28 protein-coding genes are annotated in these 25750 nt (G+C 69.8%); 16 read left to right on the forward strand and 12 right to left on the reverse strand.

The genetic code is table 11. The annotated features are described in order from the left end of the window. Positions 1–83: 83 nt before the first annotated feature. The 4 genes from ABEA33_RS23615 to ABEA33_RS23630 form a co-directional block, all read right to left on the reverse strand. Complete coding sequence (locus ABEA33_RS23615; protein ID WP_345529545.1) at positions 84–1241, reverse strand: sulfotransferase family protein; 1158 nt, start codon at positions 1239–1241, stop codon at positions 84–86. Between the two features lie 70 nt (positions 1242–1311). Then, the gene (locus tag ABEA33_RS23620) at positions 1312–2151 is read right to left on the reverse strand and encodes an SDR family oxidoreductase (RefSeq protein WP_345529546.1); all 840 of its coding nucleotides are present in this window, start codon (positions 2149–2151) and stop codon (positions 1312–1314) included. A 16-nt stretch (positions 2152–2167) separates the two neighbouring features. Further along, on the reverse strand, positions 2168–3322 hold the full coding sequence (locus ABEA33_RS23625; protein ID WP_345529547.1) for a hypothetical protein: 1155 nt from the start codon (positions 3320–3322) through the stop codon (positions 2168–2170). Positions 3323–3404: 82 nt separating this feature from the next. Continuing rightward, entirely contained in the window at positions 3405–4295 is an 891-nt protein-coding gene (locus tag ABEA33_RS23630) for a TIGR03619 family F420-dependent LLM class oxidoreductase (RefSeq protein WP_345529548.1), read from the reverse strand. 45 nt (positions 4296–4340) lie between these two features. Here ABEA33_RS23630 and ABEA33_RS23635 point away from each other — a divergent pair, with 45 nt between their 5' ends. Genes ABEA33_RS23635 through ABEA33_RS23645 form a run of 3 tightly spaced genes read left to right on the forward strand, consistent with a single transcriptional unit; the run spans position 4341 to position 5883 of the window. Further along, complete coding sequence (locus ABEA33_RS23635; protein ID WP_345529549.1) at positions 4341–4781, forward strand: nuclear transport factor 2 family protein; 441 nt, start codon at positions 4341–4343, stop codon at positions 4779–4781. A 3-nt stretch (positions 4782–4784) separates the two neighbouring features. Next, a complete protein-coding gene (locus ABEA33_RS23640; protein WP_345529550.1) occupies positions 4785–5276 on the forward strand; it encodes a nitroreductase/quinone reductase family protein in 492 nt (163 codons plus the stop codon). 40 nt (positions 5277–5316) lie between these two features. Then, a complete protein-coding gene (locus ABEA33_RS23645) occupies positions 5317–5883 on the forward strand; it encodes a hypothetical protein (protein WP_345529551.1) in 567 nt (188 codons plus the stop codon). Here the strand turns inward: ABEA33_RS23645 and ABEA33_RS23650 are convergent. Then, positions 5806–6765: an EamA family transporter gene (locus tag ABEA33_RS23650; RefSeq protein ID WP_345529552.1), complete on the reverse strand. Its 960-nt coding sequence runs from the start codon at positions 6763–6765 to the stop codon at positions 5806–5808. The genes ABEA33_RS23645 and ABEA33_RS23650 overlap by 78 nt on opposite strands. 40 nt (positions 6766–6805) lie before the next feature. Between ABEA33_RS23650 and ABEA33_RS23655 the strand changes: the two genes are divergently transcribed. After that, positions 6806–7270, forward strand: a complete 465-nt coding sequence (locus ABEA33_RS23655; protein ID WP_345529553.1) for a universal stress protein — start codon at positions 6806–6808, stop codon at positions 7268–7270. Then, positions 7263–7781: a MarR family winged helix-turn-helix transcriptional regulator gene (locus ABEA33_RS23660; protein WP_345529554.1), complete on the forward strand. Its 519-nt coding sequence runs from the start codon at positions 7263–7265 to the stop codon at positions 7779–7781. Before ABEA33_RS23655 ends, ABEA33_RS23660 begins: the two co-directional genes overlap by 8 nt. Positions 7782–8030: 249 nt before the next feature. Here ABEA33_RS23660 and ABEA33_RS23665 read toward each other — a convergent pair whose 3' ends face one another. After that, positions 8031–8876, reverse strand: a complete 846-nt coding sequence (locus ABEA33_RS23665; RefSeq protein ID WP_345529555.1) for an aldo/keto reductase — start codon at positions 8874–8876, stop codon at positions 8031–8033. A 55-nt stretch (positions 8877–8931) separates the two neighbouring features. Between ABEA33_RS23665 and ABEA33_RS23670 the strand changes: the two genes are divergently transcribed. The 6 genes from ABEA33_RS23670 to ABEA33_RS23695 all read left to right on the forward strand — a co-directional run bounded on the left by ABEA33_RS23670 (position 8932) and on the right by ABEA33_RS23695 (position 14565). Next, the gene (locus tag ABEA33_RS23670; protein ID WP_345529556.1) at positions 8932–9366 is read left to right on the forward strand and encodes an NUDIX hydrolase; all 435 of its coding nucleotides are present in this window, start codon (positions 8932–8934) and stop codon (positions 9364–9366) included. After that, positions 9363–10280: a sulfotransferase domain-containing protein gene (locus tag ABEA33_RS23675; protein ID WP_345529557.1), complete on the forward strand. Its 918-nt coding sequence runs from the start codon at positions 9363–9365 to the stop codon at positions 10278–10280. The genes ABEA33_RS23670 and ABEA33_RS23675 overlap by 4 nt, the downstream gene beginning before the upstream one ends. 139 nt (positions 10281–10419) lie before the next feature. Next, positions 10420–12270, forward strand: a complete 1851-nt coding sequence (dnaK, locus tag ABEA33_RS23680; RefSeq protein WP_345529558.1) for a molecular chaperone DnaK — start codon at positions 10420–10422, stop codon at positions 12268–12270. After that, entirely contained in the window at positions 12267–12869 is a 603-nt protein-coding gene (gene grpE, locus ABEA33_RS23685) for a nucleotide exchange factor GrpE (protein ID WP_345529559.1), read from the forward strand. The genes dnaK and grpE overlap by 4 nt, the downstream gene beginning before the upstream one ends. A gap of 48 nt (positions 12870–12917) precedes the next feature. Beyond that, entirely contained in the window at positions 12918–14096 is a 1179-nt protein-coding gene (gene dnaJ / locus ABEA33_RS23690; RefSeq protein ID WP_345529560.1) for a molecular chaperone DnaJ, read from the forward strand. A gap of 4 nt (positions 14097–14100) precedes the next feature. Further along, positions 14101–14565 carry a heat shock protein transcriptional repressor HspR gene (locus tag ABEA33_RS23695; protein WP_345529561.1) on the forward strand — a complete coding sequence of 155 codons (465 nt, stop codon included), beginning with the start codon at positions 14101–14103 and terminating at the stop codon, positions 14563–14565. Between the two features lie 86 nt (positions 14566–14651). Here the strand turns inward: ABEA33_RS23695 and ABEA33_RS23700 are convergent, their stop codons facing one another. Beyond that, entirely contained in the window at positions 14652–15413 is a 762-nt protein-coding gene (locus ABEA33_RS23700) for an Ig-like domain repeat protein (RefSeq protein WP_345529562.1), read from the reverse strand. Between the two features lie 255 nt (positions 15414–15668). On the opposite strand from ABEA33_RS23700, the gene clpB reads away from it, so the two are divergent. Together clpB and ABEA33_RS23710 are read left to right on the forward strand one after the other, a co-directional pair. Continuing rightward, entirely contained in the window at positions 15669–18266 is a 2598-nt protein-coding gene (clpB, locus tag ABEA33_RS23705; RefSeq protein ID WP_345529563.1) for an ATP-dependent chaperone ClpB, read from the forward strand. A gap of 30 nt (positions 18267–18296) precedes the next feature. Then, entirely contained in the window at positions 18297–19295 is a 999-nt protein-coding gene (locus ABEA33_RS23710) for a serine/threonine-protein kinase (protein WP_345529564.1), read from the forward strand. Here ABEA33_RS23710 and ABEA33_RS23715 read toward each other — a convergent pair. Then, positions 19284–20453: a pyridoxal phosphate-dependent aminotransferase gene (locus ABEA33_RS23715; RefSeq protein ID WP_345529565.1), complete on the reverse strand. Its 1170-nt coding sequence runs from the start codon at positions 20451–20453 to the stop codon at positions 19284–19286. The genes ABEA33_RS23710 and ABEA33_RS23715 overlap by 12 nt on opposite strands. Before the next feature lie 145 nt (positions 20454–20598). Between ABEA33_RS23715 and pyrE the strand changes: the two genes are divergently transcribed. Then, the gene (gene pyrE / locus ABEA33_RS23720; protein WP_345529566.1) at positions 20599–21123 is read left to right on the forward strand and encodes an orotate phosphoribosyltransferase; all 525 of its coding nucleotides are present in this window, start codon (positions 20599–20601) and stop codon (positions 21121–21123) included. A gap of 175 nt (positions 21124–21298) precedes the next feature. On the opposite strand, the gene ABEA33_RS23725 is transcribed toward pyrE, so the two are convergent. Beyond that, positions 21299–22054, reverse strand: coding sequence for a DedA family protein (locus tag ABEA33_RS23725; RefSeq protein WP_345529567.1), 756 nt, complete (start codon positions 22052–22054; stop codon positions 21299–21301). Positions 22055–22140: 86 nt separating this feature from the next. Here ABEA33_RS23725 and ABEA33_RS23730 point away from each other — a divergent pair, with 86 nt between their 5' ends. Further along, positions 22141–22779, forward strand: coding sequence for a TrmH family RNA methyltransferase (locus tag ABEA33_RS23730; protein WP_345529633.1), 639 nt, complete (start codon positions 22141–22143; stop codon positions 22777–22779). 134 nt (positions 22780–22913) lie between these two features. On the opposite strand, the gene ABEA33_RS23735 is transcribed toward ABEA33_RS23730, so the two are convergent. From ABEA33_RS23735 to ABEA33_RS23745, 3 genes are read right to left on the reverse strand one after another with little or no spacing between them, the layout of a single operon-like run. Next, on the reverse strand, positions 22914–23387 hold the full coding sequence (locus ABEA33_RS23735) for an SLOG cluster 4 domain-containing protein (RefSeq protein ID WP_345529568.1): 474 nt from the start codon (positions 23385–23387) through the stop codon (positions 22914–22916). 9 nt (positions 23388–23396) lie between these two features. Beyond that, positions 23397–23891 carry a SigE family RNA polymerase sigma factor gene (locus ABEA33_RS23740; RefSeq protein ID WP_345529569.1) on the reverse strand — a complete coding sequence of 165 codons (495 nt, stop codon included), beginning with the start codon at positions 23889–23891 and terminating at the stop codon, positions 23397–23399. Continuing rightward, on the reverse strand, positions 23888–24541 hold the full coding sequence (locus ABEA33_RS23745) for a hypothetical protein (RefSeq protein ID WP_345529570.1): 654 nt from the start codon (positions 24539–24541) through the stop codon (positions 23888–23890). Before ABEA33_RS23745 ends, ABEA33_RS23740 begins: the two co-directional genes overlap by 4 nt. 149 nt (positions 24542–24690) lie before the next feature. On the opposite strand from ABEA33_RS23745, the gene fbaA reads away from it, so the two are divergent. Continuing rightward, positions 24691–25722, forward strand: coding sequence for a class II fructose-bisphosphate aldolase (gene fbaA, locus ABEA33_RS23750; RefSeq protein ID WP_345529571.1), 1032 nt, complete (start codon positions 24691–24693; stop codon positions 25720–25722). Positions 25723–25750: the final 28 nt, after the last annotated feature.

The raw sequence follows: 25750 nt of genomic DNA on the forward strand, positions 1-25750 counted from the left end.
AGCGGCGGGGTAGTCCCTGACTCTTCGGTTGGCTGGGAGCGCTCCCCGGGCCCGAAACGTCAGGGACTATCCCGGCAAGTCGGCTATCGGTCGAAGGCCGCACGCACCCGGTGCTCGGTGAGGCCGTAGTCCTTGAGCGTGTACGTGTGCGAGGGCTTCGCCTTGCCCTGCTTGGACTCCTGGTCGATCTCCTCGATCGCTGACTGCACCTCGGGCGTCCAGTCGAGCCCGAACTGGTCGTAGACGCGCCGGGTCACCCTCAGCGGGTCGGCGACCAGGTCCTTGAAGGCGATGTCGATGAACTGGTCCTGGTTGTACGCCGGACGCGCGTCGTGGAACGCGTGGAAGGCTCGCGACCAGAGATCCAGCTGGGTGTGGCCGATGACGCCGCCGACGTACGTCGAGCTGTGGCCGGCCGTCGTCTCCGCGGAGAGCGAGCAGGAGGACGCGATGCAGGTGACCGGGTCGCGGTGCGTGTAGACGATCAGCGCGTCGGGATAGACCGTCATCAGGGCGTCGATCGCGGTCATGTGCGACGGGTTCTTGAGGACCCATCGCTTGTCCCGGTCGTTGAGGCCGACCAGCTGGAGGTTCTCCTTGTGCCGCGCGTAGGCGTCGGTCCAGTCCTGCTGCTTGAGCCACTCGGTGTAGCGCGGCACGTTGGCCAGAGCCTCGTAGGAGTTGGACTTGCCGGTCTGGCGCAGCAACCGCCAGCACTCCTCGACGGTGGTGGCATCCATGTAGTGGATGCCCATGAACTCCGGGTTCTCGACGTGGTGCGCCGAGAAGGCCTGCTGCATGCCGTTGAAGATCGGGTCCGACTCCCAGGTCTCACGCGGCGGGCGCGGCTGGGGGTACTGCGTCAGCCACATCTCCAGACCCTGGGCGTTCGGGTCCGCGTGCAGGTAGCGGTGCAGCGCGGTGGTGCCGGTGCGCGGCAGGCCCATCAGGAAGATCGGCCGCTCGATCGGGACGTCCTTGTGCTCCGGGTGGACGGCGAACTGTGCCTGCGTGAGCAGTACGCCGACCAGTGCCGACTTCACCTCGGAGCGCTGGAAGTAGTTGCCGCGTGGCGTCAGCCCGGCCTCCGGGGACGACAGGTCCTCGATCAGAACCCGCAGGCCCTCCTCGTGGACCCGGCCGCCGAAGTCGGACATGCCGGTGGTGCGTACGGCGGCCGCGACGATGTCGTCGTACGACCCGACTTCGGGCCGCTCGCGCACCATGATGTTGTCACTCATCGGTCTCTCCCAGTCGGGTCGTCCGCTTCACGAGCACCTATAGCTAGCCGAGAAGCGGACGACCCGGTCATCAGTCGTGGAACTCGCCGCAGTCGACGGTCAGCATCTGACCCGTGACCGCGGAGGCCAGGTCGCTGGCGAGGAAGAGCGTCGCGCGGGCGACCTCCTCGGAGGAGGCGAGCCGCTTGAGGTCGGTCGGCGCCGCCTTCTCGGCGTACACCTCCTCGTGCGTCTTGCTCTCGACGGCGGCCAGGAAGTCGAAGTAGCCGCGGTTGACGTCCTCATAGATGTACGACGGCGCCACGCTGTTGACCCGGACGCCGCGCGGGCCGAGCTCGGTGGCGAGCGACGAGGCGAGGTGCTCGAGCGCGCCCTTCGAGAGCTTGTAGCCGGCGTACTCGGGCTGGGAGCTGAAGGAGACGCAGGAGTTCAGCATGATGATCGAGCCCTTGCTCTCCGCGAGCGCGTCGGCGAAGAGCGCAGAGAGCCGCAGTGGCGCGAAGACGTTGGTCTCGTTGACCTTCGCGAGCTTGCGCGGCTCGATCTGGGTGATCGGGTCCATCGGCGGGATCGTGAACGCGTTGTTGATCACGCAGTCGACGCGGCCGAACGCCTCGAGGGTCTTGTCGCGCAGGTTGATCCGGGAGTCCTCGTCAGTCACGTCGGTGACGACGCTGACGACCTTCACGCCGTGGCCCTCGAGGTCGGCCTGGAGCTCGAGCAGCCGGGACTCGGTGCGGCTGGCGATCACCAGGTCTGCGCCCATCTTGGCGGCCTCGTCGGCCAGCGACCGGCCGAGGCCGGGGCCGATGCCCGAGATGACGATGACCTTCCCCTTGAGCAGGGGTGCGGCGGTGTAGCGCTCCTCGATCGAGGTGTCGTGGGCCTCGGCGTAGCCAAGCTCGCTCATCGGCATGTCTTCCTGTTCAACTCAGCATCCTTCGGGCAACGGAGCGCTGCCGGGCGGCGATCCGCTCGGCGTACTCCTCGGGGGTGAGGGGGGTGAAGTGCGGGACCCGAGTCGGTACGTCCGCGAGCGGCATCACCTCGGCCACGGGGCCGTCCGAGGCGTCGAGGTCGCGGGTGAGGCGCTGCCAGCGCAGCATCAGGGCGCCGGTGCGGTGGCCGGTGGTCTCCAGCCAGTTCGCGATCGGCGTGTCGCCGGGAGGCGCCTCCGAGATCACGAACCTCATCTTGCCGTCCGGGTCGGTGACGGCCTGCGCCTTCGTGAGCGAGGTCTGGTGGGTCTCGTAGTCGGTCGAGGCATACCAGTCCGAGCCGATCTGGATGGCCTGGTAGGCGCAGTCGGTGCACTCGGGCACGGTGATGACCAGCGCCTCGTCCTCCGCCAGCGCGTAGTGGCCGATCGACGAGCGCTGCGAGGACAGCCCGCCGGGCGTCGACTGCGGTGCCGTCGGCTGGTTGACCGGCTCCTTGTACTGGAAGAAGTGCGGGAACGCGATCCAGGTCTGGATCGAGCCGACCAGGCTCTTCGCGGCGACCTCGTAGCGCTGGGCCAGCCGCTCCCTGCGCAGCGGCTTCGCGGGCTGGCCGAGGGTGTCGGCCCGCTCGATGGTGATCAGGCCGCGCTCCTCGGTGTCCCAGTCGTTGAAGACCTCGCGCACGATCATCGTCTTGGCGCCTGGCTCCGCGACGTAGGTGAACTCGAAGTTGCCGTCGGCGTCCTTCTCCAGCTCACGGTCGTCGAAGGCCATCAACGAGCCGGCCGCCGAGTCCGCGGAGTAGGAGCCCGACATGACTTGGAAGGACAGGTCGGCCGACGTGCCGCGACGCCCGCGTACGACGTACTCGACGCCCTCCTTGAGATAGGCGTTGAAGTAGATCGCGTCCGGGTTGTCCAGGCCCTGCCGGGAGAACTGGTGCGTCGGGTTGATGAAGAGCGGCCGGTCGAGGTCGTGGTCGAAGGCCATCTGCATGGCCATCCGGATCCGGCCCGCGAGGTAGTCGTAGCCCTCGAGGCGGTCCTGCTCGGTTTTGATGAACGGCGCGTTGGCGACCAGCTCCTCGGCCTCCGCGATCGCGTCCTGGAGGACCTTGGTCAGGTTGTAGGACTCGCTCATCGGGTCGCTCCTGTGGTGGTGGTCTCGAGGCTCGGCGCTGGCGCGCCTCGCACCTCGACCGCCGTTTCGGCCATGCCCGGGCTCATCCGTTGACCTTGTGGATGATGTCCTCGGCGTACCGCTCGAGGTGAGCGACCTTCTTGTCGAGGGGCTCGGTGTCGGGCCCCTTGATGTAGGGGACCCGGAAGCCGACGATGCAGTCGGTGACGCCCTTGTCCTCCAGGCGCTTGATGCCGTCGACGGTGTAGGCGTCGTAGGAGATGACGTGCACCTCGAAGTCGTCGCGGGTGTCACCCTCTTCCTTGCGGATCTCGGCCAGGCGGACGAGCAGCCGGTCGAGCTCCTCGCCGTCGCCGCCGGCGTGCATCCAGCCGTCGCCCTTGCGTACGGCGCGGCGCAGGGCGGCGTCGGCGTGGCCACCGACCAGCAGCGGGAGTGCCTTTGTCGGCGCCGGGCACTGCTTGAGCGCGTCCACTTTGTAGAAGTCCCCGTGATACTCGAAGAAGCTCTGTTGATCTTGCGCGGTGGTGAGCCCGCGGAGGATGTCCATGCACTCGTCCATCCGCTTGCCGCGCTTGGCCCAGTCGACGCCCATCGCGTCGAAGTCCTCGGGCCACGGCGAGATGCCGACACCGAGGCCGAGGCGGTTGTCGGACAGGAACGCCAGCGACGAGGCCTGCTTGGCGACCAGCACCGGCGGCCGGATCGGCAGCTTGAGCACGAACGGCGTGAGCCGGAGCGTGGTCGTCACCGCGAACAGGTGCGCGCACAGCACCATCGTCTCGATGAACTCCTTGCCGTCGAGGAACTCGCGGTCCCCGGTGTCGGTGTAGGGGTACTTCGAGTCGGAGTCCTTCGGGTAGATGACGCTGTCGGCCACGGTCATGCTCGTGTAGCCCGCAGCCTCCGCCGCCTGGGCCAGTGGGGCGTAGTACGTCGCCTGCGTCATCGCCTCGGCGTAGCTGAATCGCATGACGCCACACTAGAACGTGTTCCAGTTTTGTGCCAGAGTTCACACATGGATGTGCAGGAGATCAGTGACCGGCTCGAGATCGAGGGCGTCGTCATCCGCTACACCCGCGGCATCGACACCGGGGCGTGGGACCTGCTCGACACGGTCTTCACTGCGGACGCCGAGATCGACTACACCGAGTCGGGCGGGATCGCCGAGCGCTACCCGGCGGTGAAGCCATGGCTCGCCGAGGTGCTGCCGGCGTTCTTCCCGAAGCGGATGCACTCCCTGCACCAGTTGGACATCAGCATCGAAGGCGACGAGGCGACCTGTTCGGCGTACTTCCACAACCCGATGCCCCTGACTGTGCCCGACAAGGATGGCGGCAAGGATGTCGAGAAGGTCGTGGAGTTCGGCGGCATCTACCACCACACGATGACACGTACGCCGGACGGCTGGCGCAGCCGCAAGCTGCACGAGGAGATCGTTTGGAAGCGAGGCATCTGACCCATGGGGTTCGGACTTCCTGAGGAGAAGCCCGAGGGTCTCGACTCCCCGGTGACCGTGAAGGTCATCAAGTACATGGCGCGTGCCCAGGTCCGGCTCTTCAAGCTCACCAACGGCCGGGTCGGCTCGAAGTGGCGGATCGGTGCGGGCTTCCGCAAGCCGGTGCCGACGCTGCTGCTCGACCACGTCGGCCGCAAGTCTGGGACCACATTCACCACGCCGCTGCTCTATCTCGAGGACGGCCCGAACCTCGTGATCGTGGCGTCCCAGGGCGGGCTCCCGAAGGACCCGCAGTGGTACCCCAACCTGGTCGCCCACCCCGACACCGCCGTCCGCGTCCGCAAGCAGGGCGTACGCCGGGTCCGCGCGCGCACCGCTGACGCCGACGAGCGCGCCGAGCTGTGGCCGCGCCTGGTCGAGCTGTACGCCGACTTCGCCAAGTACGCGAAGTGGACCGACCGCGAGATCCCGATCGTGCTCCTCGAGCCGCGCTGAGGGAGGATGTCGGCGTACGTCTAGCACCGGGAGGAACGACGTGGTCGACAAGTTGCCGGACCGACCCAGCGAGGAGCACCCGATCATCGCCGGGCTGGTCGCCCTGGTGGGCGTCGGGCTGGTCGTCGGGCTCGTGATCGGTCTCGTGGTGCTCGCCGGCACCAAGGTGCTGGGCATCGGTGGCGACGACGACGGCTCGAGCGCCGACGAGCAGGCGAGCATCTACCTGCCGACCCCGTCGAAGACCTCGGAGGCGACCGACCCCGAGACGTCCCTCGCGCCGGAGGGTGAGAGTCCGAGCGAGTCCGAGGACCCGTCGGTGAGCGAGTCGCCGGAGCGCGAGATCACGCTGTCCGCCTCGATGACCGAGGTCGGCCCGATGGAGCAGTTCCAGCTCACCGGCGTCTATCCGATGGGCGAGGGCGCGATCCTCACCGTGCAGCGGATGCAGGACGGGTCGTGGGTCGACTTCCCCGCGACCGGCTCGGTCAGCGGCGAGGCGTTCCAGATCGCCGTGCAGACCAGCAAGTCAGGCGTGAACCGGTTCCGGGTGGTCGACACCGACTCCGGGCTGGAGTCCGGCGAGGTCCGCGTCACCGTCGGCTGACCGACGCCGTCGGAGCCGGTCGATCACGGCGGGCTGACCGGCCACGATGCCGGCGAGCACCATCACCAGGCCGAGCGCCTGGCTGCCGCCGAACGTCTCGCCCGCCAGCACGACGCCGATGATCGTCCCGGAGACCGGGTTGAGCAGACCGACCAGTGACACGGCGCCGGCCGGCAGCTGCCGCAGGCCGCGGAACCAGACGACGTACGCGACGAGCGTCCCGGCGATGCCGAGGTAGAGGAAGCCGCCGATCGCGCTCGCGCTCAGGGTCGGCGGGGTGCCCTCGACGATCAGGGCGATCGGCAGCAGCACGAGGCCGCCGGCGACCAGCTGCCAGGCGGTGAAGGCGAGCAGGTCGACCGGCGGCCGCCACCGCTTGACGAGCACGAAGCCCACCGACGACATGGCGACGGCGCCGAACGACGCGGCGACACCGATCGGGTCGACCGCGAAGTCGGCGCGGAGCACGAGCAGGGCCACGCCGGCGGCGCCGACGGCGGCGCCCGCCAGCGAGGCGGCGCGGGGCCGCTCGCCGATCAGTCCCCACGCGACCAGCATCACCATGATCGGCGCGGTCGCGGTGAGGGTGGCGGCGGTGCCGCCCGGCAGCCGGTAGGCGGCGATGAAGATGAGGACGAAGAAGGCGCCGATGTTGAGGGTGCCGAGCACGAGCGCCCGCCACCACCAGATCCCCTTCGGCAGCTGGGGGCGGAACGCGAGCAGCAGCAGGCCGAACGGCAGTGCGCGGACCATCGCGCCGAAGAGCGGGCGGTCCGGCGGCAGTAACGTCTCGGTCACGTAGTAGCCGGACCCCCACGCGATGGGGGCCAGGGCCGCGAGGGTGAGGGTGCCGCCCCAGCGGGCAGGCGTTGTAGTTTCCACGGAAGACATAATAGTTTCCAGGTGAGATATATTCCGAGGCATGCGCACCGTGATCGTCGGGTACGACGGGTCGTCCACCGCTGATGTCGCGCTCGCCTGGGCGCTCGACTACGCGCGTCACTGCGACGCCCGGATCCGGGTGATCCGCGGCTGGACGATGGCGACGGCGCCGCGCCCGGCGTCGATGACGCTCGGGTACGTACCCCCGCTCGAGGAGTTCGAGGACGCCGTACGGCAGCGGCTGCGGTCGGACGTCGAGCGCGTCGTCGCCGAGCGAGGGGCCGGCGTCGAGGTGGACTGCGACTGCGTGCGAGGAGCGGTGGCCAACGGGTTGATCGAGGCGTCTCGTGACGCCGACCTGCTGGTGGTGGGAGCCCGGGGCAAGGGCGGCTTCCGGGGCCTCGCGCTGGGATCGGTGAGCGAGCAGTGCGTCCGGCACGCCGCCTGCCCGGTGGTCGTCGTTCGCGACGAGCACTCCGCCGACGTCGATCGCATCCGTGACTAGTCGCCCGACCGGCGAACCCGAGGAGCTCGACCACGTCGGCCGGATCATGGCGAAGTGGAACGACGCCATGCCCGACCTCGACGTGTCGCCGCAGGGCGTCATCGGCCGGCTGCACCGGCTGGCCGCGAGGCTGACCGAGGAGCTGGTCGCCGTCTACAGCGAGTTCGGGCTCGGTGAGGGGGAGTTCGACATCCTGGCCACGCTCCGGCGCGAGGGTGCGCCGTACGAGCTCACGCCGGGCGACCTCGCCGACTGGACGATGGTCTCGTCGGGGGCGGTCACCAAGCGGGTCGACCGCTGCGTGGAGCAGGGCTGGGTCACCCGTCGGGTCAGCGACAACGACGCCCGCGGCCGGGTGGTCGCGCTGACCGACGCCGGCCGCGACGTCATCGACCGGGCGTTCGTCGCCCACATGGCCAACGAGCACCGGCTGGTCGGCCTGCTCGACGACGCCGACCGGTCCCGGCTCGCCGCGATCCTCGAGTCCTGGGGCCGGGCGCTCGGCGAGTAGCCCCGATGCCTGGCCCCGATGCCTGGCCCCGGGCTCGGGACTACTCGCGCCCTATCCGTCTCTGGTGATCCGGCCCGCTCGCCGGACCAGCACCACGCCGGCGAGCTGCAGGAAGGCGTCGAGGCCGACGAGTCCACCGTTCGGCCCACCGGTGTTCGGCAGGCCAGGTGTCGCGGGCGGCGGCCGGTACAGGCCAGGCGGAGTGGTGGGCGGCGCCACCTGGTGGGCGGCGCCGCCGTCCGGGACCGCCTAGCTCGGGATCCAGTCGAAGGTGTCCGGGTTGGGGCCGGTGCGGCCCGCCTCGCCCTGGTCGAGCGCGTCGATGGCAGCCACCTCGCTCTCGGTGAGCGTGAAGTCGAAGATGTCGAAGTTCTCGCGCATCCGCTCCTCGCGCATCGACTTGGGGAAGACGATGTCGCCGCGCTCGATGTGCCAGCGCAGCGTCACCTGCGACGGAGTCTTGCCGTGCGCGGTGGCGATCTCGCCGATGACGGCGTCGTCGAGCACCTTGCCCTGCGCGATCGGCGACCAGGCCTCGACCTCGACACCGTGGCGGATCGACGCGGCGCGGGCCGCCTCGTTCGTGAAGTAGGGGTGCACCTCGATCTGGTTCACCGCGGGGACGAGGCCGGTCTCCTCGATGATCCGGTCCAGGTGGGCCGGCTGGAAGTTGGAGACCCCGACCGAGGTCGCGCGACCGTCGGCCACGAACTCGTTCAGCGTGCGCCAGGTGGACACATAGTCGCCGCCGTACCGTGTCGGGAGCGGCCAGTGGATGAGGAAGAGGTCGATCCGGTCGAGACCCAGCCGGGTGAGCGTCTCGTCGAACGCCCGGCGCGCGGCGTCGGGCTCGTGGAAGGTGTTGTTGAGCTTGCTGGTGATGTAGAGCTCGTCGCGGGCGATGCCCGAGGCCTTGATCGCCTCACCGACACCAGCCTCGTTCTCGTACATCTGCGCGGTGTCGATGTGTCGGTAGCCGACCTCGAGCGCGGTGCCGGTCACCTGCGCGGTCTGGTCGGGCGGTACCTGGAAGACGCCGAAGCCGAGCTGCGGGATGGTGGTCTCGTTGTTCAGGACGACGTTGGAAACGGTCATACCTGTTCCATCTCCGGGCGGGGGGTCGAACATTCCCATGAGTGAGGATGGACTCATGGGATCGCCAGCCGAGTTCACCGAGTACGACACCCGACTGGCGGCGTACGCCGTGATCGTCGATGACCAGGACCGGGTGCTCCTCGCGCTGTGGAACGAGCCGGAGGAGCCGCTGTGGACGCTGCCGGGCGGCGGGGTGGACCTGCACGAGAGCGCTGAGGAGGGCGCGGTCAGGGAGGTGCGCGAGGAGACCGGGTACGACGTCGAGCTCGACGGGCTGCTCGGTGTCGACACGCTGGTCAACGCTCCGGACGAGCGGATCCTGTCGTCCGAGCGCTGGCAGAAGAACGTGCGCGTCGTGTTCCGCGCGCACGTCGTGGGCGGCGAGCTCACGAAGGAGCTGGACGGCACGACCGACGAGGCGCGCTGGATCCCGATGGCCGACGTCCGCGGCCTGGAGCGCATCGGGCTGGTCCAGAAGTTCGTCGGGTGATCCGCTACCGGAGCTCCGAGGAGGACAGCGACCGCTGGCGGCGCTTCCCCTTCCGCGACGGCGACATCGTCGTCAGCACGCGCTCCAAGAGCGGCACGACGTGGATGCAGCAGATCCTGGTCTCGATGATCCACGGCTCGCCCGACCTGCCGGCGCCGCTGGGAGAGCTGTCGCCGTGGGTCGACTGGTTGGTGGAGCCCGAGGACGCACTGTTCCAACGGCTGGAGGAGCAGGCGGGTCGGCGTGTCGTCAAGACGCACACGCCCCTGGACGGCGTGGTGCTCGACCTCCGGGCGGCGTACGTCGTGGTCGTGCGCGACCCGCTCGACGTGGCCGTCTCGCTCTTCCACCAGGGCGACAACATCGACCGCGAGCGGGTGGCGGAGCTGACTGGCGAGCCGGTGCGCCCGTCGTCGCCGCGTCCACCACTCGCCGGGTGGCTGCGGGACTGGACGCTCGCGGAGGTGGACCGGACGGTCTCGATGGACTCGCTCGACGGGGTCGTCCACCACGCGTCAGACGCCTGGGGCCGCTGCGGCTCCGGCCTGGTCCACGTCGTCGCGTACGCCGACATGGTGGCCGACCTCGAGGGCGAGATGCGGGCCCTGGCCAGCGCCCTGGAGATCCCGGTCGCCGGCGAGGCCTGGTCCGATCTGGTCGTGGCGGCCTCGTTCGACTCCATGCGCCGACGGGCCGCCGACCGGGCGCCCGGCGCGCGCGGCGTTCTCAAGGATCCGGCCGCCTTCTTCCGACGCGGACGCCCGGGCGCCGGACGAGAAGTGCTCGACCCGGCCGACCTGGCGGCGTACGAGGACCGCGTCCGTCGCCTGGCGAAGCGGTACGCCGCCCCCGGTGAGGCGTCGGCAGCGGCGGCGTTGCTCGGCGTCGGCGACGGAGCGAAGTTCGTCGGCTGATCCAGGAATGAATCGCCCAGGACCTCCGTTGAGCCGAGTAAGCAAAGTTGAGTTGATCGGACTCAACCTATTTGGCAAACTGACGTCGGCGGAGCACGATGGCCGCTGAAGCAGGACTCAACCCGGAGGTACAGACACCATGGCACGTGCGGTCGGCATCGACCTCGGCACGACGAACAGCGTCGTCGCCGTCCTTGAGGGTGGCGAACCCACCGTCATCGCAAACGCCGAAGGCGCCCGGACGACCCCGTCCGTCGTCGCCTTCGCCAAGTCCGGCGAGGTGCTGGTCGGCGAGGTCGCCAAGCGCCAGGCCGTGACCAACGTCGACCGGACCATCCGCTCGGTCAAGCGCCACATGGGCACCGACTGGAAGACCGACGTCGACGGCAAGGACTTCACGCCGCAGCAGATCAGCGCGTTCGTCCTGCAGAAGCTCAAGCGCGACGCGGAGGCCTACCTCGGCGAGCCGGTCACCGACGCGGTGATCACGGTCCCGGCGTACTTCTCCGACGCGCAGCGCCAGGCCACCAAGGAGGCCGGCGAGATCGCGGGCCTCAACGTGAGCCGGATCGTCAACGAGCCGACCGCCGCCGCGCTGGCCTACGGCCTCGACAAGGGCGACGACCAGACGATCCTCGTCTTCGACCTCGGTGGCGGCACGTTCGACGTGTCCCTCCTCGAGATCGGCGAGGGTGTCGTGGAGGTCAAGGCGACCTCCGGTGACAACCACCTCGGTGGTGACGACTGGGATGCCCGCGTCGTCGACTGGATGGTCAAGAAGTTCAAGGACAACAACGGTGTCGACCTCGGCGCCGACAAGATCGCCAAGCAGCGCCTCCAAGAGGCCGCGGAGAAGGCGAAGATCGAGCTGTCCTCGTCCGCCGAGACCACGATCCACCTGCCGTACATCACCCACGGTGAGTCCGGCCCGCTGCACTTCGAGGAGAAGCTCAGCCGCAGCGAGTTCCAGAAGCTGACGGCCGACCTGCTCGACCGCACCAAGAAGCCCTTCCAGCAGGTGCTCAAGGACGGCGGCGTCGCGGTCGACAAGATCGACCACGTCGTGCTCGTCGGTGGCTCCACCCGGATGCCCGCCGTCAGCGACGTCGTCAAGGAGCTGCTCGGCGGCAAGGAGCCCAACAAGGGCGTCAACCCGGACGAGGTCGTCGCCGTCGGCGCGGCCCTGCAGGCCGGCGTCCTCAAGGGCGAGGTCAAGGACGTGCTGCTCCTCGACGTCACCCCGCTGTCTCTCGGCATCGAGACCAAGGGCGGCGTGATGACCACGCTGATCGAGCGCAACACCACCATCCCGACCAAGCGGTCCGAGATCTTCACGACCGCCGACGACAACCAGCCGTCGGTCGAGATCAAGGTGGCCCAGGGCGAGCGTCAGATGTGGTCGCAGAACCAGCCCCTCGGCAACTTCGAGCTGACCGGCCTCCCGCCGGCCCCGCGCGGCATCCCGAAGGTCGAGGTCACCTTCGACATCGACGCCAACGGCATCGTGCACGTGACCGCGAAGGACCAGGGCTCCGGCAAGGAGCAGTCGATGACGATCTCCGGCGGCTCCGCGCTGTCGAAGGACGACATCGACCGGATGGTCAAGGAGGCGGAGCAGTACGCCGAGGAGGACGCCAACCGGCGCGCCGCGGTCGAGACCCGCAACCAGGCCGACCAGCTCGTCTACACGACCGAGAAGTTCCTCGGCGACAACGCCGAGAAGCTGCCCGAGGACGTGAAGACCGAGGTCCAGGCCGACGTCGACGCGCTGAAGGCGATCCTCGAGGACGCCGAGGCGAGCGCCGAGACCATCCAGGCCGGGGTCACCAAGCTCGGTGAGTCCAGCCAGAAGATGGGCGCCGCGATGTACGCCGCGGCCGAGGCCGAGGAGGCCGCTGCCGGCGGCTCCGCCGGCTCGACCGGCGAGTCGGACGACGACGTCGTCGACGCCGAGATCGTCGACGAGGGCCCAGAGGACGAGTCCAAGTGACCGAGCCGTCCCAGGACGAGCACGGCATCCCGGAGGCTGAGGAGCAGGAGACCCCTGCTCCTCAGCCCGAGGAGCCGGCAGCCGAGGAGGCCGTGGTCGAGGAGGCCGTGGCCGAGGAGCCGACGCCCGAGATGGACGAGCTGACCCTCGCCCAGATCGCGGTCGCCGAGCGGACCAACGACCTCCAGCGGCTCCAGGCCGAGTTCGTCAACTACAAGCGCCGCGTCGAGCGGGACCGCGACCTGATCCGGGAGAACGCGACGTACGCCGCGCTCGCCCCGATCACCGAGGTCCTCGACACCATCGACCGGGCCCGCGAGCACAGCGAAAAGAGTGGGCAGAGCCTGGACGCCGGCTTCCAGACGGTGGCCGACCAGCTGGAGCGGGTCGTCGCCGGGCTCGGGCTCACCAAGTTCGGTGCGCCTGGCGAGGCGTTCGACCCCACGATCCACGAGGCTCTCTCCCACATCGGGGAGGACCCCGAGGTCGAGGTGACCACCTGCAAGGTGGTTGCCAAGGCCGGCTACCGGATCGGCAACCGGGTCGTCCGGGCCGCACAGGTGCTCGTGGTGGACCCGCCCAGCGGGCCCACGGCATAGCGGTTCCGACGAGCTCGACCACCGAAGAGACGAGGAGGGAGGTGCGCGATGAGCAGCACTGACGGGTTCAGAGCCGACTGGGCGCAGAAGGACTTCTACGCCGAGCTCGGCGTCAGCAAGAGCGCGACGGCCGACGAGATCAAGAAGGCCTACCGCAAGCTCGCGCGCGCCAACCACCCCGACTCCAACCCGGGTGACACCGCCAAGCACGACAAGTTCAAGGCGGTCGCCGAGGCCTACGACGTCATCGGAGACGCCGAGAAGCGCGCCAAGTACGACGAGATGCGCAGCGCCTACGCCGGCGGCTTCCGGGGGGGCTACCCCGGTGGCTTCGGCGGCGGTGGCGGCACCGGCGGCAACTTCGACCTCAACGACCTGCTCCGGGACCGGGGCGGCTCGGGCGGCGGCTTCGGCGACATGTTCGGCGACCTCTTCGGGGGCGGCGGCGGTCGCAACCGGCGCACGCGTGCCCAGAAGGGCGCCGACGTCGAGACCACCGCGACGATCAGCTTCACCGACGCCATCGACGGCGTGACCGTCTCGCTGCGGCTGACCTCCGACTCCGCGTGCCCCGACTGCAAGGGCACCGGCGGCAAGCCCGGCACCAAGCCGCACGTCTGCCCCCAGTGCGAGGGCGCCGGCTTCGTGGTCGCTTCCGCCGGTGGCGCGTTCTCGATCAACGAGACCTGCCCGATGTGCGGCGGCCGCCAGCTCGTGTACGACGAGGCGTGCCCGACCTGCCACGGCAGCGGCCGCGGCACCTCGGCCCGCACGATCCAGGCCCGCATCCCCGCCGGCGTCAAGGACGGCCAGCGGATCCGGTTGCGGGGCAAGGGCGCTCCGGGCGAGAGCGGTGGACCCGCAGGCGACCTCTACGTCACCGTGAAGGTGTCCGGGCACCGGCTCTTCGGCCGTAAGGACGACAACCTCGTCCTCGACGTGCCGGTCTCCTTCGACGAGCTCGCGCTCGGTTCCGAGATCAAGATCCCCACGCTCGGTGGGTCCCCGGTCACCCTCAAGGTGCCGGCCGGGACCCCCAACGGGCGGACCTTCCGGGTCCGCGGCCGCGGTGCCCCGAAGTCCGACGGTAGCAAGGGTGACCTGCTCGCCACCGTCGAGGTGCAGGTGCCCGCGGTGCTCGACGAAGCCGCCCGCGCGGCGGTCGAGGCCTACCGGGCTGCCACCGCGAGCAAGCCGCTGCGGTCGAAGCTGTTCGAGGAGGCCTGAGCTCATGGCCGGGCGTCCGTCTGGAAGGCGGGGAGGCTTCGAGCCGCCGGGCCCGGACAGCGCCGTCTACGTCATCTCCGTCGCCGCGGAGCTGAGCGGCCTGCACCCGCAGACCCTGCGCACCTACGAGCGGATGGGGCTGATCATGCCCCTCCGCAGTGGGGGCGGCGGTCGCCGCTACACCCACCGCGACGTCGAGCTGCTCCGTGAGATCAGCGACCTCACATCGTCCGGCATCGGCATCGAGGGCGTACGCCGGATCCTCGACCTCCAGAACCGCATCGCGGCCCTCGTGCAGCGCAACGACGAGCTCCAGGCAGAGCTCGCTGCCACCCAGGAGGCGCTGCGCCAGGCGGCCGCCGCTCGGCGCACCGACGGGCCGGCCAACAAGCTGCCCGTCCTCCGCCAGCCTCCGTCCAACTCGGGGCAGCCGGGGCAGTCCGTGGTCGTCTGGCGTCGCGGACGCTGACGCTGGCGCGGGCCGATCAGTCCCGATACGCAGCGACGCCCCGCCCGAGTGACTCGGGCGGGGCGTCGTCGTGCGACGGGGGTGCGTCAGGGGGTGACGGTCACCGTGATGGGGGTCGAGTAGATGTAGTCGTCGAATCCCGCGTCGTCGGTGTAGAACGCCTGGTAGGAGTAGGTGCCGGGGCCCTTGTCCTGGACCTTGCCGAGGAACGTGTAGCCGCTGAAGCTGAAGGTGCCGCCGGCCTGGACGGAGGCCATGCAGCAGTAGTCGGGCGAGCCGCTGCCGTCCTTGACGTTGCCGTTCTGGTAGATGTCGACGTATCCCTTGGTCGCCGGGGCGTCCTTGAACTGGACGGTGCCGGTCAGCGTTGGCAGCGTGGTGGCCGACGCCGAGATCGTGAAGGTGGTCGCCGAGACCGAGATCGCCGAGCTGTAGACCCGGACCTCGGTCGACTTCTTCTTGCCCTTGTACTTCGCCGTCACCGTGTAGAGACCGGGCGGCGTGGTGCTCGCGAGGCGGTAGGCGGCCTTGCCCTTGCGGAGCTTCGACGTGGTGGCCGCGGCGCCGTTGACCAGGAACGTGACCTTGCCCTTGAGCTTCTTCTTGCCCTTGGTGACGGTGGCGGTGACCTTCACGCCGGGCTGGCCGACGTGGGAGTAGGCGGCCGAGCGCTTGAGCCCGACGTTGACCTTCTTGGCCTTCTTCTTCGCGACCAGCTTGGCGGCGGGGGCCTGCTCGGACTGGCTGGCGCCAGGAGCAGCAGTGGCGGAGAGGGTGACCGCGCTGGTCGGGACGGCCAGCGCCAGTGCGGCGACGACCCCGACGGCGGAGCGGCGGACGAGATGCATGTGAACGGCTTTCTCTCGGGATGGCATGCCCCAGAGAAGTCGCTCCCCCGAGGCGGCGTCTTTGTCAGACCCCACGCTCTTGCCCGCGTCGTCAGGGGGCGAATCGCTGGTCCAGACCAGTATCGTCCGAAAATGTCCGGCCGCATCGAAAATTTCCTAGAGTTGAGTGGAATGCACTCAACTTTGGAGTCGTTGAAATGGACGAGGTCGCCGTAACGGTGGCCGACGCACCCGATCAACAGGAGAATCACGCCCATGAGCACCTTCGGCGCCGAGAAGTTCACCACCCGTAGCCGGGAGGCGATCGAGGCCGCACAGCTGGCCGCGACCACCGGCGGCAACACGCACACCGAGCCGATCCATCTGCTCGTGGCGCTGCTGCGTCAGGAGGACGGCACCCCGCGCAACCTGGTCACCAAGGCCGGGGTCGACGCCAAGGAGCTCACTGCCCGGGCCGAGGCCACGCTCGCCGCGCTGCCGACCGCGAGCGGCGCGACCGTGCAGCAGCCCTCGGGGTCGGCGTCGCTGACCCGGGTGCTCGCCGCGGCGCTCGACCTCGCCAACGGGATGAAGGACGACTTCGTCGCGACCGAGCACCTGCTGATCGCGATCGCCGGCGTGGAGAGCAGCGCCCAGAAGGTGCTGCTCGACGCCGGCCTCACCGAGGCCGGGCTGCGCGACGGCCTGACCGCCGTGCGCGGCAACCGCCGGGTGACGAGCCAGGACGCGGAGTCGACGTACGAGGCGCTGGAGAAGTACTCGGTCGACCTCACCGAGGCCGCCGAGGACGGCCGCCTCGACCCGGTGATCGGGCGAGACTCCGAGATCCGCCGGGTGATCCAGGTGCTCTCGCGGCGCACCAAGAACAACCCGGTGCTGATCGGCGAGCCCGGCGTCGGCAAGACCGCCGTCGTCGAGGGGCTCGCCCAGCGAGTCGTCGCGGGCGACGTGCCGGACTCGCTCAAGGGCCGCCGCGTGCTCAGCCTCGACCTGGCGGCGATGGTCGCCGGCGCGAAGTACCGCGGTGAGTTCGAGGAGCGCCTGAAGGCCGTGCTCGAGGAGATCAAGGACGCCGGCGGGCAGATCATCACGTTCATCGACGAGCTGCACACGGTCGTCGGCGCGGGCGCCGGCGGCGACTCCGCCATGGACGCCGGCAACATGCTCAAGCCCATGCTGGCCCGCGGCGAGCTGCACATGATCGGCGCGACCACGCTTGACGAGTACCGCGAGCGGATCGAGAAGGACCCCGCGCTGGAGCGCCGCTTCCAGCAGGTCTTCGTCGGCGAGCCGTCGGTCGAGGACAGCATCCAGATCCTGCGCGGCATCCAGGAGAAGTACGAGGCGCACCACGGTGTCCGCATCACCGACGCCGCGCTGGTCGCCGCCGCGACCCTCTCCGACCGCTACATCACCGGCCGCAACCTGCCGGACAAGGCGATCGACCTCATCGACGAGGCCGCGTCCCGGCTGCGCATGGAGATCGAGTCCTCGCCGGAGGAGATCGACCAGCTCCGCCGTCAGGTCGACCGGCTCAAGATGGAGCAGTTCGCCCTCGAGAAGGAGAGCGACGCCGCGTCGAAGGACCGGCTCGACAAGCTGCGCGCCGACCTCGCCGACAAGGAGGAGTCGCTGCGTGCGCTCGAGTCGCGCTGGGACCAGGAGAAGTCCTCGCTCGAGGGCGAGGGCGAGCTGCGTCGTCGGCTCGACGCCGTCAAGGGCCAGGCCGACCGGCTCATGCGAGAGGGCAGGCTCGACGAGGCCAGCGAGATCCTCTACGGCAAGATCCCCGAGCTCGAGAAGGCGCTGGCGGCCGCCGCGGAGATCGACCACTCCTCGACGATCGACCCGCTGGTCGGCGACCAGGTCGGCGCCGAGCAGGTGGCCGAGGTCGTCGAGGCCTGGACCGGCATCCCGGTCGGCCGGATGCTCGAGGGCGAGACCGCCAAGCTGCTGAAGATGGAGGAGGTCATCGGCGAGCGGCTGATCGGTCAGCGCAGTGCCGTGACCGCCGTCAGTGACGCCGTACGCCGCTCGCGCGCCGGGCTCTCCGACCCCAACCGGCCGACCGGCTCGTTCCTCTTCCTCGGCCCGACCGGCACCGGCAAGACCGAGCTGGCCAAGTCGCTCGCCGACTTCCTCTTCGACGACGAGCGCGCGATCGTGCGCATCGACATGAGCGAGTACTCCGAGAAGCACTCGGTCGCCCGGCTCGTCGGCGCGCCTCCGGGCTACGTCGGGTACGACGAGGGCGGCCAGCTGACCGAGGCCGTCCGTCGACGCCCGTACTCCGTGGTGCTGCTCGACGAGGTCGAGAAGGCGCACCCCGAGGTCTTCGACATCCTGCTGCAGGTGCTCGACGACGGCCGGCTCACTGATGGTCAGGGTCGCACCGTCGACTTCCGCAACACGTTGCTGATCCTGACCAGCAACCTGGGCTCGAACTTCCTGGTCGACCTCGCACTCGACGCCGACCAGAAGCGCGAGTCGGTGCTCGCGACGGTGCGCGGGTCGTTCAAGCCGGAGTTCCTCAACCGGCTCGACGAGATCGTCATCTTCGACGCCCTGACGCTCGACGAGCTCACCCACATCGTCGACCTCCAGCTCGGCCTGCTCGAGAAGCGGCTGGCCGTCCGCCGGATCACGATCTCGGTGACCGACGAGGCGAAGCGCTGGCTCGCCGACACCGGCTACGACCCGGCGTACGGCGCCCGCCCGCTGCGCCGGCTGATCCAGAGCGCCATCGGTGACCCGCTGGCGAAGCTGCTGATCTCGGGCGAGGTGGCCGACGGCGGCAGCGTGACCGTCGATCGGGCGGACTCCGGCGATGGCCTCCAACTGACGATCACGTGATGCTGGTGCTCTCGTGATGAAATGGCAGGCGTGAGTGAGCCGACCCCGGAGCGACCCCGCCAAGTGACGATGGCGGGGTGGCTGATCATGGTCGGCTCGGCGTTCGCACTCGGCCTCGTCGTCCAGCGGCTGTCGGAGCTGCACACCCTGGAGAACCTGCAGCGGATCGACCGGATGCTCGCGGAGCCTCCGGGCTCCGAGCTCGGGATCAGCGCGGACGCGATGCTCACCGCGCTCCGCACGCTCCTGATGGTCACCGCGGGCTGCGCCACGGCCGCCGGCATCCTGGGTTACCACGTGCTGCGTCGCAGTCGGAGCGCTCGCCTGGCGGTCACGGTGCTCGCCGTACCCCTCTTCCTCGCCGGCCTGGCCACCAACGGGTTCATCACCTCGGTCGTCGCCGCGTCCGCCGCGATCCTGTGGTTGCAGCCGGCCCGGTCCTGGTTCGACGGCAAGCCCCCGCCCGAGCGTCGTACGGCGCCGACGCCTGCTTCCGCGGGACCGCCCGTGCCTACGGCGTTCTCGACACACCTGACCGGCGCCCCGGCAGCTCCGATGCCCTCGCCCGTGATCGCCGGGGCGCCGGCGCGTCCGCCGGCCGTCCTCTGGGCCTGCGTGCTGACCTGGGTCTGCACCGCGTTCGTCACGGTGGGTCTCGTGGCCAGCGCCGTGGCTCTTGCTGTCTCGCCCGACCTGATGCTCGACGAGGTGCACAAGGACAACCCGGACCTGGCCGCTCAGGGCGTCTCCGACGACCTCCTGCTGGTCGCGACCTACGTGATGATCGCCGGCCTCGTCCTGTGGTGCGTCTCCGCCGCCGGCCTCGCCGTACTGGTCCTACGCCGGGTCGACTGGGCCCGGATCGTGTTGGTCGTCTCCGCCGCCACCTGCGCGGTGTTCTGTCTCGTCGGCTCCGCGGTCGGCGCCTTCGTGCTCGTCGCCCCGCTCCTCGCGAGCGTCTTCGTCGTCGTGATGCTGGTGCGTGCCGACACCCGGCCGTGGTTCGAACGTCGGGAGCTACCTCGATAGGTCGGCCGCAGCCAGGCGACGCAGGCCTTCCTCGATGACCTCGGGTTGCTTGCAGAAGGCCCAGCGCACCAGGTGCCGGCCGGCGTCGGAGTCGTAGAACCCCTGGGTCGGGATCGCGACGACGCCGGCCCGTTCGGGCAGGGCGCGGCAGAACGCCATGCCGTCCTCCCAGCCCAAAGCCGAGATGTCGGTGGTGGCGAAGTAGGTGCCCTCCGGGACGCGTACGTCGAGGCCGACGTCGGCCAGCCCGGCGCACAGCAGGTCGCGGCGCGACTGCAGGTCGGCGGCGAGTACGCCGGGGAAGTCGGGCTCCTCGTCGAGCGCGAACGCCACGGCCGGCTGGAGAGGTGAGCCCGAGGTGAAGGTCAGCCACTGCTTCGCCGCTAGGACGGCGCCGACCAGGTCGGCCGGTCCGGTCGCCCAGCCGACCTTCCACCCCGTGAACGAGTAGGACTTCCCGGCGCTCGACAGCGTCAGCGTGCGCTCGAACATCCCCGGCAGGGTCGCCAGCGGCACGTGCTCGCGGCCGTCGTACACGAGGTGCTCGTAGACCTCGTCGGTGATCACGACCAGGTCGTGCTCGATCGCGAGGTCGGCGACGGCCTGCAGCTCGGCGCGGGTGAGCACGGTGCCGGTCGGATTGTGCGGCGAGTTCAGCAGCACGAAGCGGGTCCGCGGCGTGACCGCGGCCCGCAGCTCGTCGATGTCGAGCCGGCTGTGCCCGGCTTCTGGGCGGGGTCCGCGGAGCGTCACGGGACGCCGTACGCCGCCGGCCATCTGGATCATCGCCGTGTAGGAGTCGTAGTAGGGCTCGAGCACGACGATCTCGTCGCCGGGGTCGACCAGGCCCAGGAGTGCGGCCGCGATGCCCTCGGTGCAGCCGGTGGTGACGACGACCTGGCTGTCGGGGTCGAGCTCGATCCCGTAGTGGCGCAGCTGGTGGCGTGCGATCGCCTGGCGAAGTGGCGGCGTGCCGGTGCCGGGCGCGTACTGGTTGAGCCCGGACTCCAGGGCGTGCACGGCGTGGGCGATGACGTCCGGCGGGCCGTCGACGTCGGGGAACCCCTGGCCGAGGTTGACCGACTGGGTGCGGACGGCGAGCGCCGACATCTCCGAGAAGATCGTGGGTGGGATGCCCTCGAGGCGGTGCGCCAGCATGCGGCTGACAGTAGCGGTCAGCCCCGGTGGTCGAGCCTGTCGAGACCCCCGCAGCCGACGTGGCCGGGCGGGTTGCGGGGGCCTCGACGACGCTCGCTCACGCTCGCTGCTCGACCAGCGGTCGGGCCTCGATAGGGTCAGCACCGTGGACGAGACGCTGGCTGCCGACATCGACGCGATCTGCCGACTGACCGGGGAGTTCACCCTCCGCTCGGGTCAGCAGGCGACCGAGTACTTCGACAAGTACCTCTTCGAGGCCGACCCGGGCCTGCTGCTGCGGGTCGCGCGGCAGATGGTCGACCTGCTGCCGGACGAGACCGACCTGCTCGGTGGTCTCGAGCTCGGCGGCGTCCCGATCGCCACCATGGTCAGCAGCCTGACCGGCCGGCCCGCGCTCTACGTGCGCAAGCAGGCCAAGGAGTACGGCACCTGCAAGCTGGCCGAGGGCCCCGACGTCGCCGGCCGGAGCATCACGCTGATCGAGGACGTGATCACCACCGGCGGCGCCGTACGTGATGCGACCAATGCGCTGCGCGCCCTCGGTGCGACCGTCGAGGTCGTGGTGTGCGCGATCGACCGCAGCCCGGCAGACCAGAACCCCCTCGCCGACGTGGGGCTCGAGGTGCGCCCGGTGCTCACCAAGGCGCAGCTGGACGCCGCTCGGCCCTAGGGTCCTTCGCAGAGCTCGGCGATGCGTCGCCTGAGTTCGTCGCCGGGATCGCGGTCGAGGTGCACGACCCGGAACGGCGCCCGGGTCCGGGTCGTCCCGATCAGGTCCTCGCCACACCTGCTGCAGCCCGAGCCTCTCCGTCGTAGACGCTCCGAGCGCGTGTCCTGCCAGCCCATCAGCCTGCGGCGGTCTCCTCGGGGCGGTCCGGCACGGCCACGGTGTTGCGGGCGGCCTGGCGCTCGGCGTGGTGGTGCCGGCGGCGCTTGATCGCCTCGTAGGCGATCGGGACAACGGTGAAGAGCAGGATCACCAGGATCGCGTAGTCGATGTTCTCGGAGAGGAACGGACCCACCTTCGGGACGTTGCCCAGGAAGTAGCCGAGCAACGTGATCGAGCAGACCCACAGGGCCGCGCCGATCAGGCTCCAGGCGAAGAACTTGCGGCGGTCCATGCGGGTCACGCCGGCGACGACGGTGATGTAGGTCCGGACGAACGGCACGAAGCGGCCGATGACCAGCGCCTTGCTGCCGTGCAGCTCGAAGAACGCCGACGTCTGGTCGAAGTACTTGCGCTTCAGGATCCGGCCGTCGCGGTTGTACAGCGGTGGCCCGATCGCGCGGCCTATCTCATAGCCGACGATGTTGCCCAGCACGGCCGCGACGGTCAGCAGCACGACAGCGATGATCAGCTCGATGAGCGGCGACCCGATGCCCAGCACGTGGATCTGCTCGCCCGCGATGAAGAGGCCCAGGGCGAAGAGCAGGGTGTCGCCAGGCAGGAACGGGAAGAACAGCCCGCACTCGATGAAGACGATGACCAGGCTCAACCAGATCAGGCTCGAGCCGAACTCGGAGAGGAGCCAGTCGGGGTCCATCCACTTGATGCCGAACAACATCGGGTTCAAGTGGGGGGACGCGAGGAGCGCGGTCACGTACAAACGGTACCTGCCGGGTCCGAATGTCGTGGGACCCGTCCCCTAACGTTCCGTGGGTGGACGATCGCGCGCCGTACGACCCGATGCCGCACGGCCCGCCCGAGGTCGGGGTCGGCCCCTGGGTGGGGCCGTTGCCGGAGGACGAGAAGTACGACGCGCAGCTGCTCGCCGAGGGCGACCGCCGCAACGTCGTCGACCGCTACCGGTACTGGACGATGGAGGCGATCGTCGCCGACCTCGACACCCGGCGGCACGACTTCCACGTCGCCATCGAGAACTGGCAGCACGACTTCAACATCGGCACGATCGTCCGCTCGGCCAACGCGTTCCTGGCGGCCGAGGTGCACATCGTCGGCAACCGGCGGTGGAACCGGCGCGGGGCGATGGTGACCGACCGCTACCAGCACGTGCGGCACCACGCGACGGTCGAGGATCTCGCCACCTACCTCCACGAGCAGCGCGTCGTCCTGTACGGCGTCGACAATCTGCCCGGCTCGCTGCACCTCGAGACGACGACCCTGCCGCGCCGGGTCTGCTTCCTCTTCGGCCAGGAAGGCCCCGGGCTCTCCGTGGGAGCCCGGGGCGCCTGCGACGCGACGTTCTCGATCGCGCAGTTCGGGTCGACCCGGTCGATCAACGCGTCGTCGGCCGCCGCGATCGCGATGCACTCCTGGGTGCGTGAGCACGCCGACCTGTCGGGCGACGACGCCTGGCGGGGATGAGTCAGCGGTTGGTCTTCGAGTAGCAGACCACGATGAACCGCTTCGGGGTCAGCTCATGGGTCGCCAGCAGCCACTTGCGTGAAGTCACGTGGCGCGGGCAGGTCCGGCTGGCGGGGCCCGAAGTCGATCGGTTGTCACCGGCCGGCGAGGAGTGCGTGGACCGTCGCCACCGCCTCCGTGGCGTCTGCGACGATCACTCCGACGTCCTCGGGCAGCTCCCACGGGTCGATCAGCACGAGGGGTACGCCGGTCCGGCGGGCCAGGGCGATCTCGCTCAGAGTGCCCCAGGAGCAGCCGACGGCGACGACCGCGTCGGCTGCGCGGACGAGCAACCCGTTGCGCAGCTCGCCCAGGCCGGTCGGGAGCAGGTAGGTGTGCTCGGGAGAGCCGGTGCCGCGTTCGGATCCGGACATCAGTCCGATCGAGACGCCGTCGCCGTCACGGGCTCCTCGTGCAGCTGCCTGCATCACGCCGTGGTGCCCGCCGGTCAGCAGCACCGCGCCGGCCTCGGCGAGCAGTCGCCCGACCTCCTCGGCGTGAGCCAGGTCGGACGGCCGCGCTTCATCGGCCGGACCGACCACGGCGACGTACCGACCGGTGAGCGTCATGCGGTCACGCTACGACGTGCGATCCTCCGCGAGGAGCGATCGCAGCGAATGGAGGGCGCGCGAGGTGTGGCTCTTCACCGTGCCCTCGCTGATCCCGAGCTCCGCCGCGGTCTCCTCCACCGACAGTCCGAGCCAGTGCCGCAGCAGCACCGTGCGCCGCTGCATGTCCGGCAGCAGCCGGATCGCGTCGAGCAGCGTGGCCCGCTCCTCGAACCCGAGCAGGGCCGGTGCCGGCCGATCGGGCGGCGCGTTCGTCGACCGTTCGCGGCGCCAGGGCCGGCGGTGCTCGTCGATGTCGGCCCGGACCAGGATCGTGCGGACGTACGCCTCCTCGCGGCCGTCGCGGTGCAGCCGCGGCCAGGCCAGGTAGAGCTTGGTGAGGGCTGTCTGCAGCAGGTCGTCGGCGCGGTGCCAGTCGCCGCAGATGGCGTAGGCGATGCGGCGCAGGTGCTGCTGCCGCGCCGCCACGAACGCGACGTACTCCTCCTCGAGGTGTGCCCTCATCGTGGCGTCGATCCCTCGCCGGGACCGTCCGGGTCGGGCCGGTACGAGAACCACGCGCCGCTGGCGACGCTGTCGGCCACCCACTGGTCGAAGGTGCGCGTCGGGTCGGGTGCTTCGTACTTGAGTGCCGAGCTCCGTCCACCGGCCTCGACGCTGAGCAGCGCCCACACGGTCTGGCCGCGCACGGTCAGCTCGACCGCTGCCGAAGCGTCCCAGGTGCCGGGGAGCACGTCGTAGTAGGCGCCGGTGACCACGTCGTAGGAGTAGCCGCGCAGCAGCCGACCCGAGCGGTCGAGGTGGATGTCGTCGGTGCCGATGTCGTCGCCGCAGCCGCCGACTCGACCGGCCGCACACTTCTCGGCCTGAAGTGGGTCCACGAGAATCGGGGCGGTCACCCGCACCGGGACGACGTCGCCCGGCCTCGCGGGCTCGATGCCGCGGCTGGGTCCGTCACCGGCATGCGACCCGCCGAGGACGAGGACGGTCGCCACGACCAGGCCGGCCGCGCCCAGGGTGCCGACGGCGGCGCGGCGCCGTCGCTGTGCGCGGTGCCCCCTCGCGGCGTACTCGCGCGGGTCGCGCAGCGGTGGCTCTCCTACGAAGGACCGCTCTATCTCCGTGCCGACCCACTCGTCGATGCTGCCGCTCATCGCACTCTCCCGCCTGCTTGTCCTGACACTTCCAGAACGGAGCATCGGGCGGTTGGGTTGTCACGGGACGAACGGCCCGTCGGGCGACCGGCCGGTAGCCACTAGGGTCGGTGGGAGAGATTCGACGTCAGTCCGAGGAGCGCAGTCAGATGCCCATCGTCACCCCTGAGAAGTACGCCGAGATGCTGGACACGGCCAAGGCGAACGCGTTCGCGTTCCCGGCGATCAACGTGTCCTCCTCGCAGACCCTGAACGCCGCGCTGAAGGGCTTCGCCGACGCGGGCTCCGACGGGATCATCCAGGTCTCGACCGGTGGCGCGGAGTACCTGTCCGGCCCGAGCGTCAAGAACATGGTGTCCGGCTCGGTCGCCTTCGCGGCGTACGCCGCCGAGGTCGCGAAGAACTACCCGGTCAACATCGCGCTGCACACCGACCACTGCCCCAAGGACAAGCTCGACGGGTTCGTGCGCCCGCTGCTGGCGCTCTCCGAGGAGCGGGTGTCGCGCGGTGAGGCGCCGCTCTTCCAGTCGCACATGTGGGACGGCTCCGCCGTACCGCTCGACGAGAACCTGGTGATCGCCGAAGAGCTGCTCGACCGCTGCATCAAGGCGAAGGTGATCCTCGAGATCGAGGTCGGCGTCGTCGGTGGCGAGGAAGACGGCGTCGAGGCCGAGATCAACGACAAGCTCTACTCGACTCCCGCGGACGCGATCGCGACCGCGAAGGCGCTCGGGTACGGCGACCGCGGCTACTACATGACCGCGCTGACCTTCGGCAACGTGCACGGTGTCTACAAGCCGGGCAACGTGAAGCTCCGCCCCGAGGTCCTCAAGGAGGCGCAGGAGGCGGTCGTCAGCGAGTTCGGCCTCGAGGCCGGCGCGAAGCCCTTCCACCTGGTCTTCCACGGTGGCTCGGGCTCGTCGCCCGAGGAGATCGCCGCCGCCGTCGACTACGGCGTGGTGAAGATGAACGTCGACACCGACACCCAGTACGCCTTCACCCGCCCGGTCGCCACGCACATGTTCCAGAACTACGACGGCGTCCTGAAGGTCGACGGCGAGGTCGGCAACAAGAAGCTCTACGACCCCCGAGCCTGGGGCAAGGCCGCCGAGGGCGGCATGGCCGCCCGCGTGGTCGAGGCGTGCGAGCACCTGCGTTCGGCGGGCGCCTCGATCAAGTAGTCGTTGCTCGACGACGCTCGCTGCTCGA

The sequence above is a fragment of the Nocardioides endophyticus genome (assembly GCF_039543845.1).
In the GTDB taxonomy this organism is placed as follows: Bacteria; Actinomycetota; Actinomycetes; order Propionibacteriales; family Nocardioidaceae; genus Nocardioides; species Nocardioides endophyticus.

What these genes read in the sequence shown, in the direction of transcription:
- ABEA33_RS23715 (WP_345529565.1), bottom strand. Translation starts at nt 20,453, where the DNA reads ATGCTGGCGCACCGCCTCGAGGGCATCCCACCCACGATCTTCTCGGAG.
- ABEA33_RS23670 (WP_345529556.1), top strand. Translation starts at nt 8,932, where the DNA reads ATGGGATCGCCAGCCGAGTTCACCGAGTACGACACCCGACTGGCGGCG.
- ABEA33_RS23730 (WP_345529633.1), top strand. Translation starts at nt 22,141, where the DNA reads ATGCCGCACGGCCCGCCCGAGGTCGGGGTCGGCCCCTGGGTGGGGCCG.
- ABEA33_RS23695 (WP_345529561.1), top strand. Translation starts at nt 14,101, where the DNA reads ATGGCCGGGCGTCCGTCTGGAAGGCGGGGAGGCTTCGAGCCGCCGGGC.
- ABEA33_RS23640 (WP_345529550.1), top strand. Translation starts at nt 4,785, where the DNA reads ATGGGGTTCGGACTTCCTGAGGAGAAGCCCGAGGGTCTCGACTCCCCG.
- ABEA33_RS23745 (WP_345529570.1), bottom strand. Translation starts at nt 24,541, where the DNA reads ATGAGCGGCAGCATCGACGAGTGGGTCGGCACGGAGATAGAGCGGTCC.
- ABEA33_RS23735 (WP_345529568.1), bottom strand. Translation starts at nt 23,387, where the DNA reads ATGACGCTCACCGGTCGGTACGTCGCCGTGGTCGGTCCGGCCGATGAA.
- ABEA33_RS23700 (WP_345529562.1), bottom strand. Translation starts at nt 15,413, where the DNA reads ATGCATCTCGTCCGCCGCTCCGCCGTCGGGGTCGTCGCCGCACTGGCG.
- ABEA33_RS23655 (WP_345529553.1), top strand. Translation starts at nt 6,806, where the DNA reads ATGCGCACCGTGATCGTCGGGTACGACGGGTCGTCCACCGCTGATGTC.
- ABEA33_RS23625 (WP_345529547.1), bottom strand. Translation starts at nt 3,322, where the DNA reads ATGAGCGAGTCCTACAACCTGACCAAGGTCCTCCAGGACGCGATCGCG.
- ABEA33_RS23620 (WP_345529546.1), bottom strand. Translation starts at nt 2,151, where the DNA reads ATGAGCGAGCTTGGCTACGCCGAGGCCCACGACACCTCGATCGAGGAG.
- dnaK (WP_345529558.1), top strand. Translation starts at nt 10,420, where the DNA reads ATGGCACGTGCGGTCGGCATCGACCTCGGCACGACGAACAGCGTCGTC.
- ABEA33_RS23740 (WP_345529569.1), bottom strand. Translation starts at nt 23,891, where the DNA reads ATGAGGGCACACCTCGAGGAGGAGTACGTCGCGTTCGTGGCGGCGCGG.
- ABEA33_RS23665 (WP_345529555.1), bottom strand. Translation starts at nt 8,876, where the DNA reads ATGACCGTTTCCAACGTCGTCCTGAACAACGAGACCACCATCCCGCAG.
- ABEA33_RS23615 (WP_345529545.1), bottom strand. Translation starts at nt 1,241, where the DNA reads ATGAGTGACAACATCATGGTGCGCGAGCGGCCCGAAGTCGGGTCGTAC.
- ABEA33_RS23635 (WP_345529549.1), top strand. Translation starts at nt 4,341, where the DNA reads ATGGATGTGCAGGAGATCAGTGACCGGCTCGAGATCGAGGGCGTCGTC.
- ABEA33_RS23630 (WP_345529548.1), bottom strand. Translation starts at nt 4,295, where the DNA reads ATGCGATTCAGCTACGCCGAGGCGATGACGCAGGCGACGTACTACGCC.
- fbaA (WP_345529571.1), top strand. Translation starts at nt 24,691, where the DNA reads ATGCCCATCGTCACCCCTGAGAAGTACGCCGAGATGCTGGACACGGCC.
- dnaJ (WP_345529560.1), top strand. Translation starts at nt 12,918, where the DNA reads ATGAGCAGCACTGACGGGTTCAGAGCCGACTGGGCGCAGAAGGACTTC.
- clpB (WP_345529563.1), top strand. Translation starts at nt 15,669, where the DNA reads ATGAGCACCTTCGGCGCCGAGAAGTTCACCACCCGTAGCCGGGAGGCG.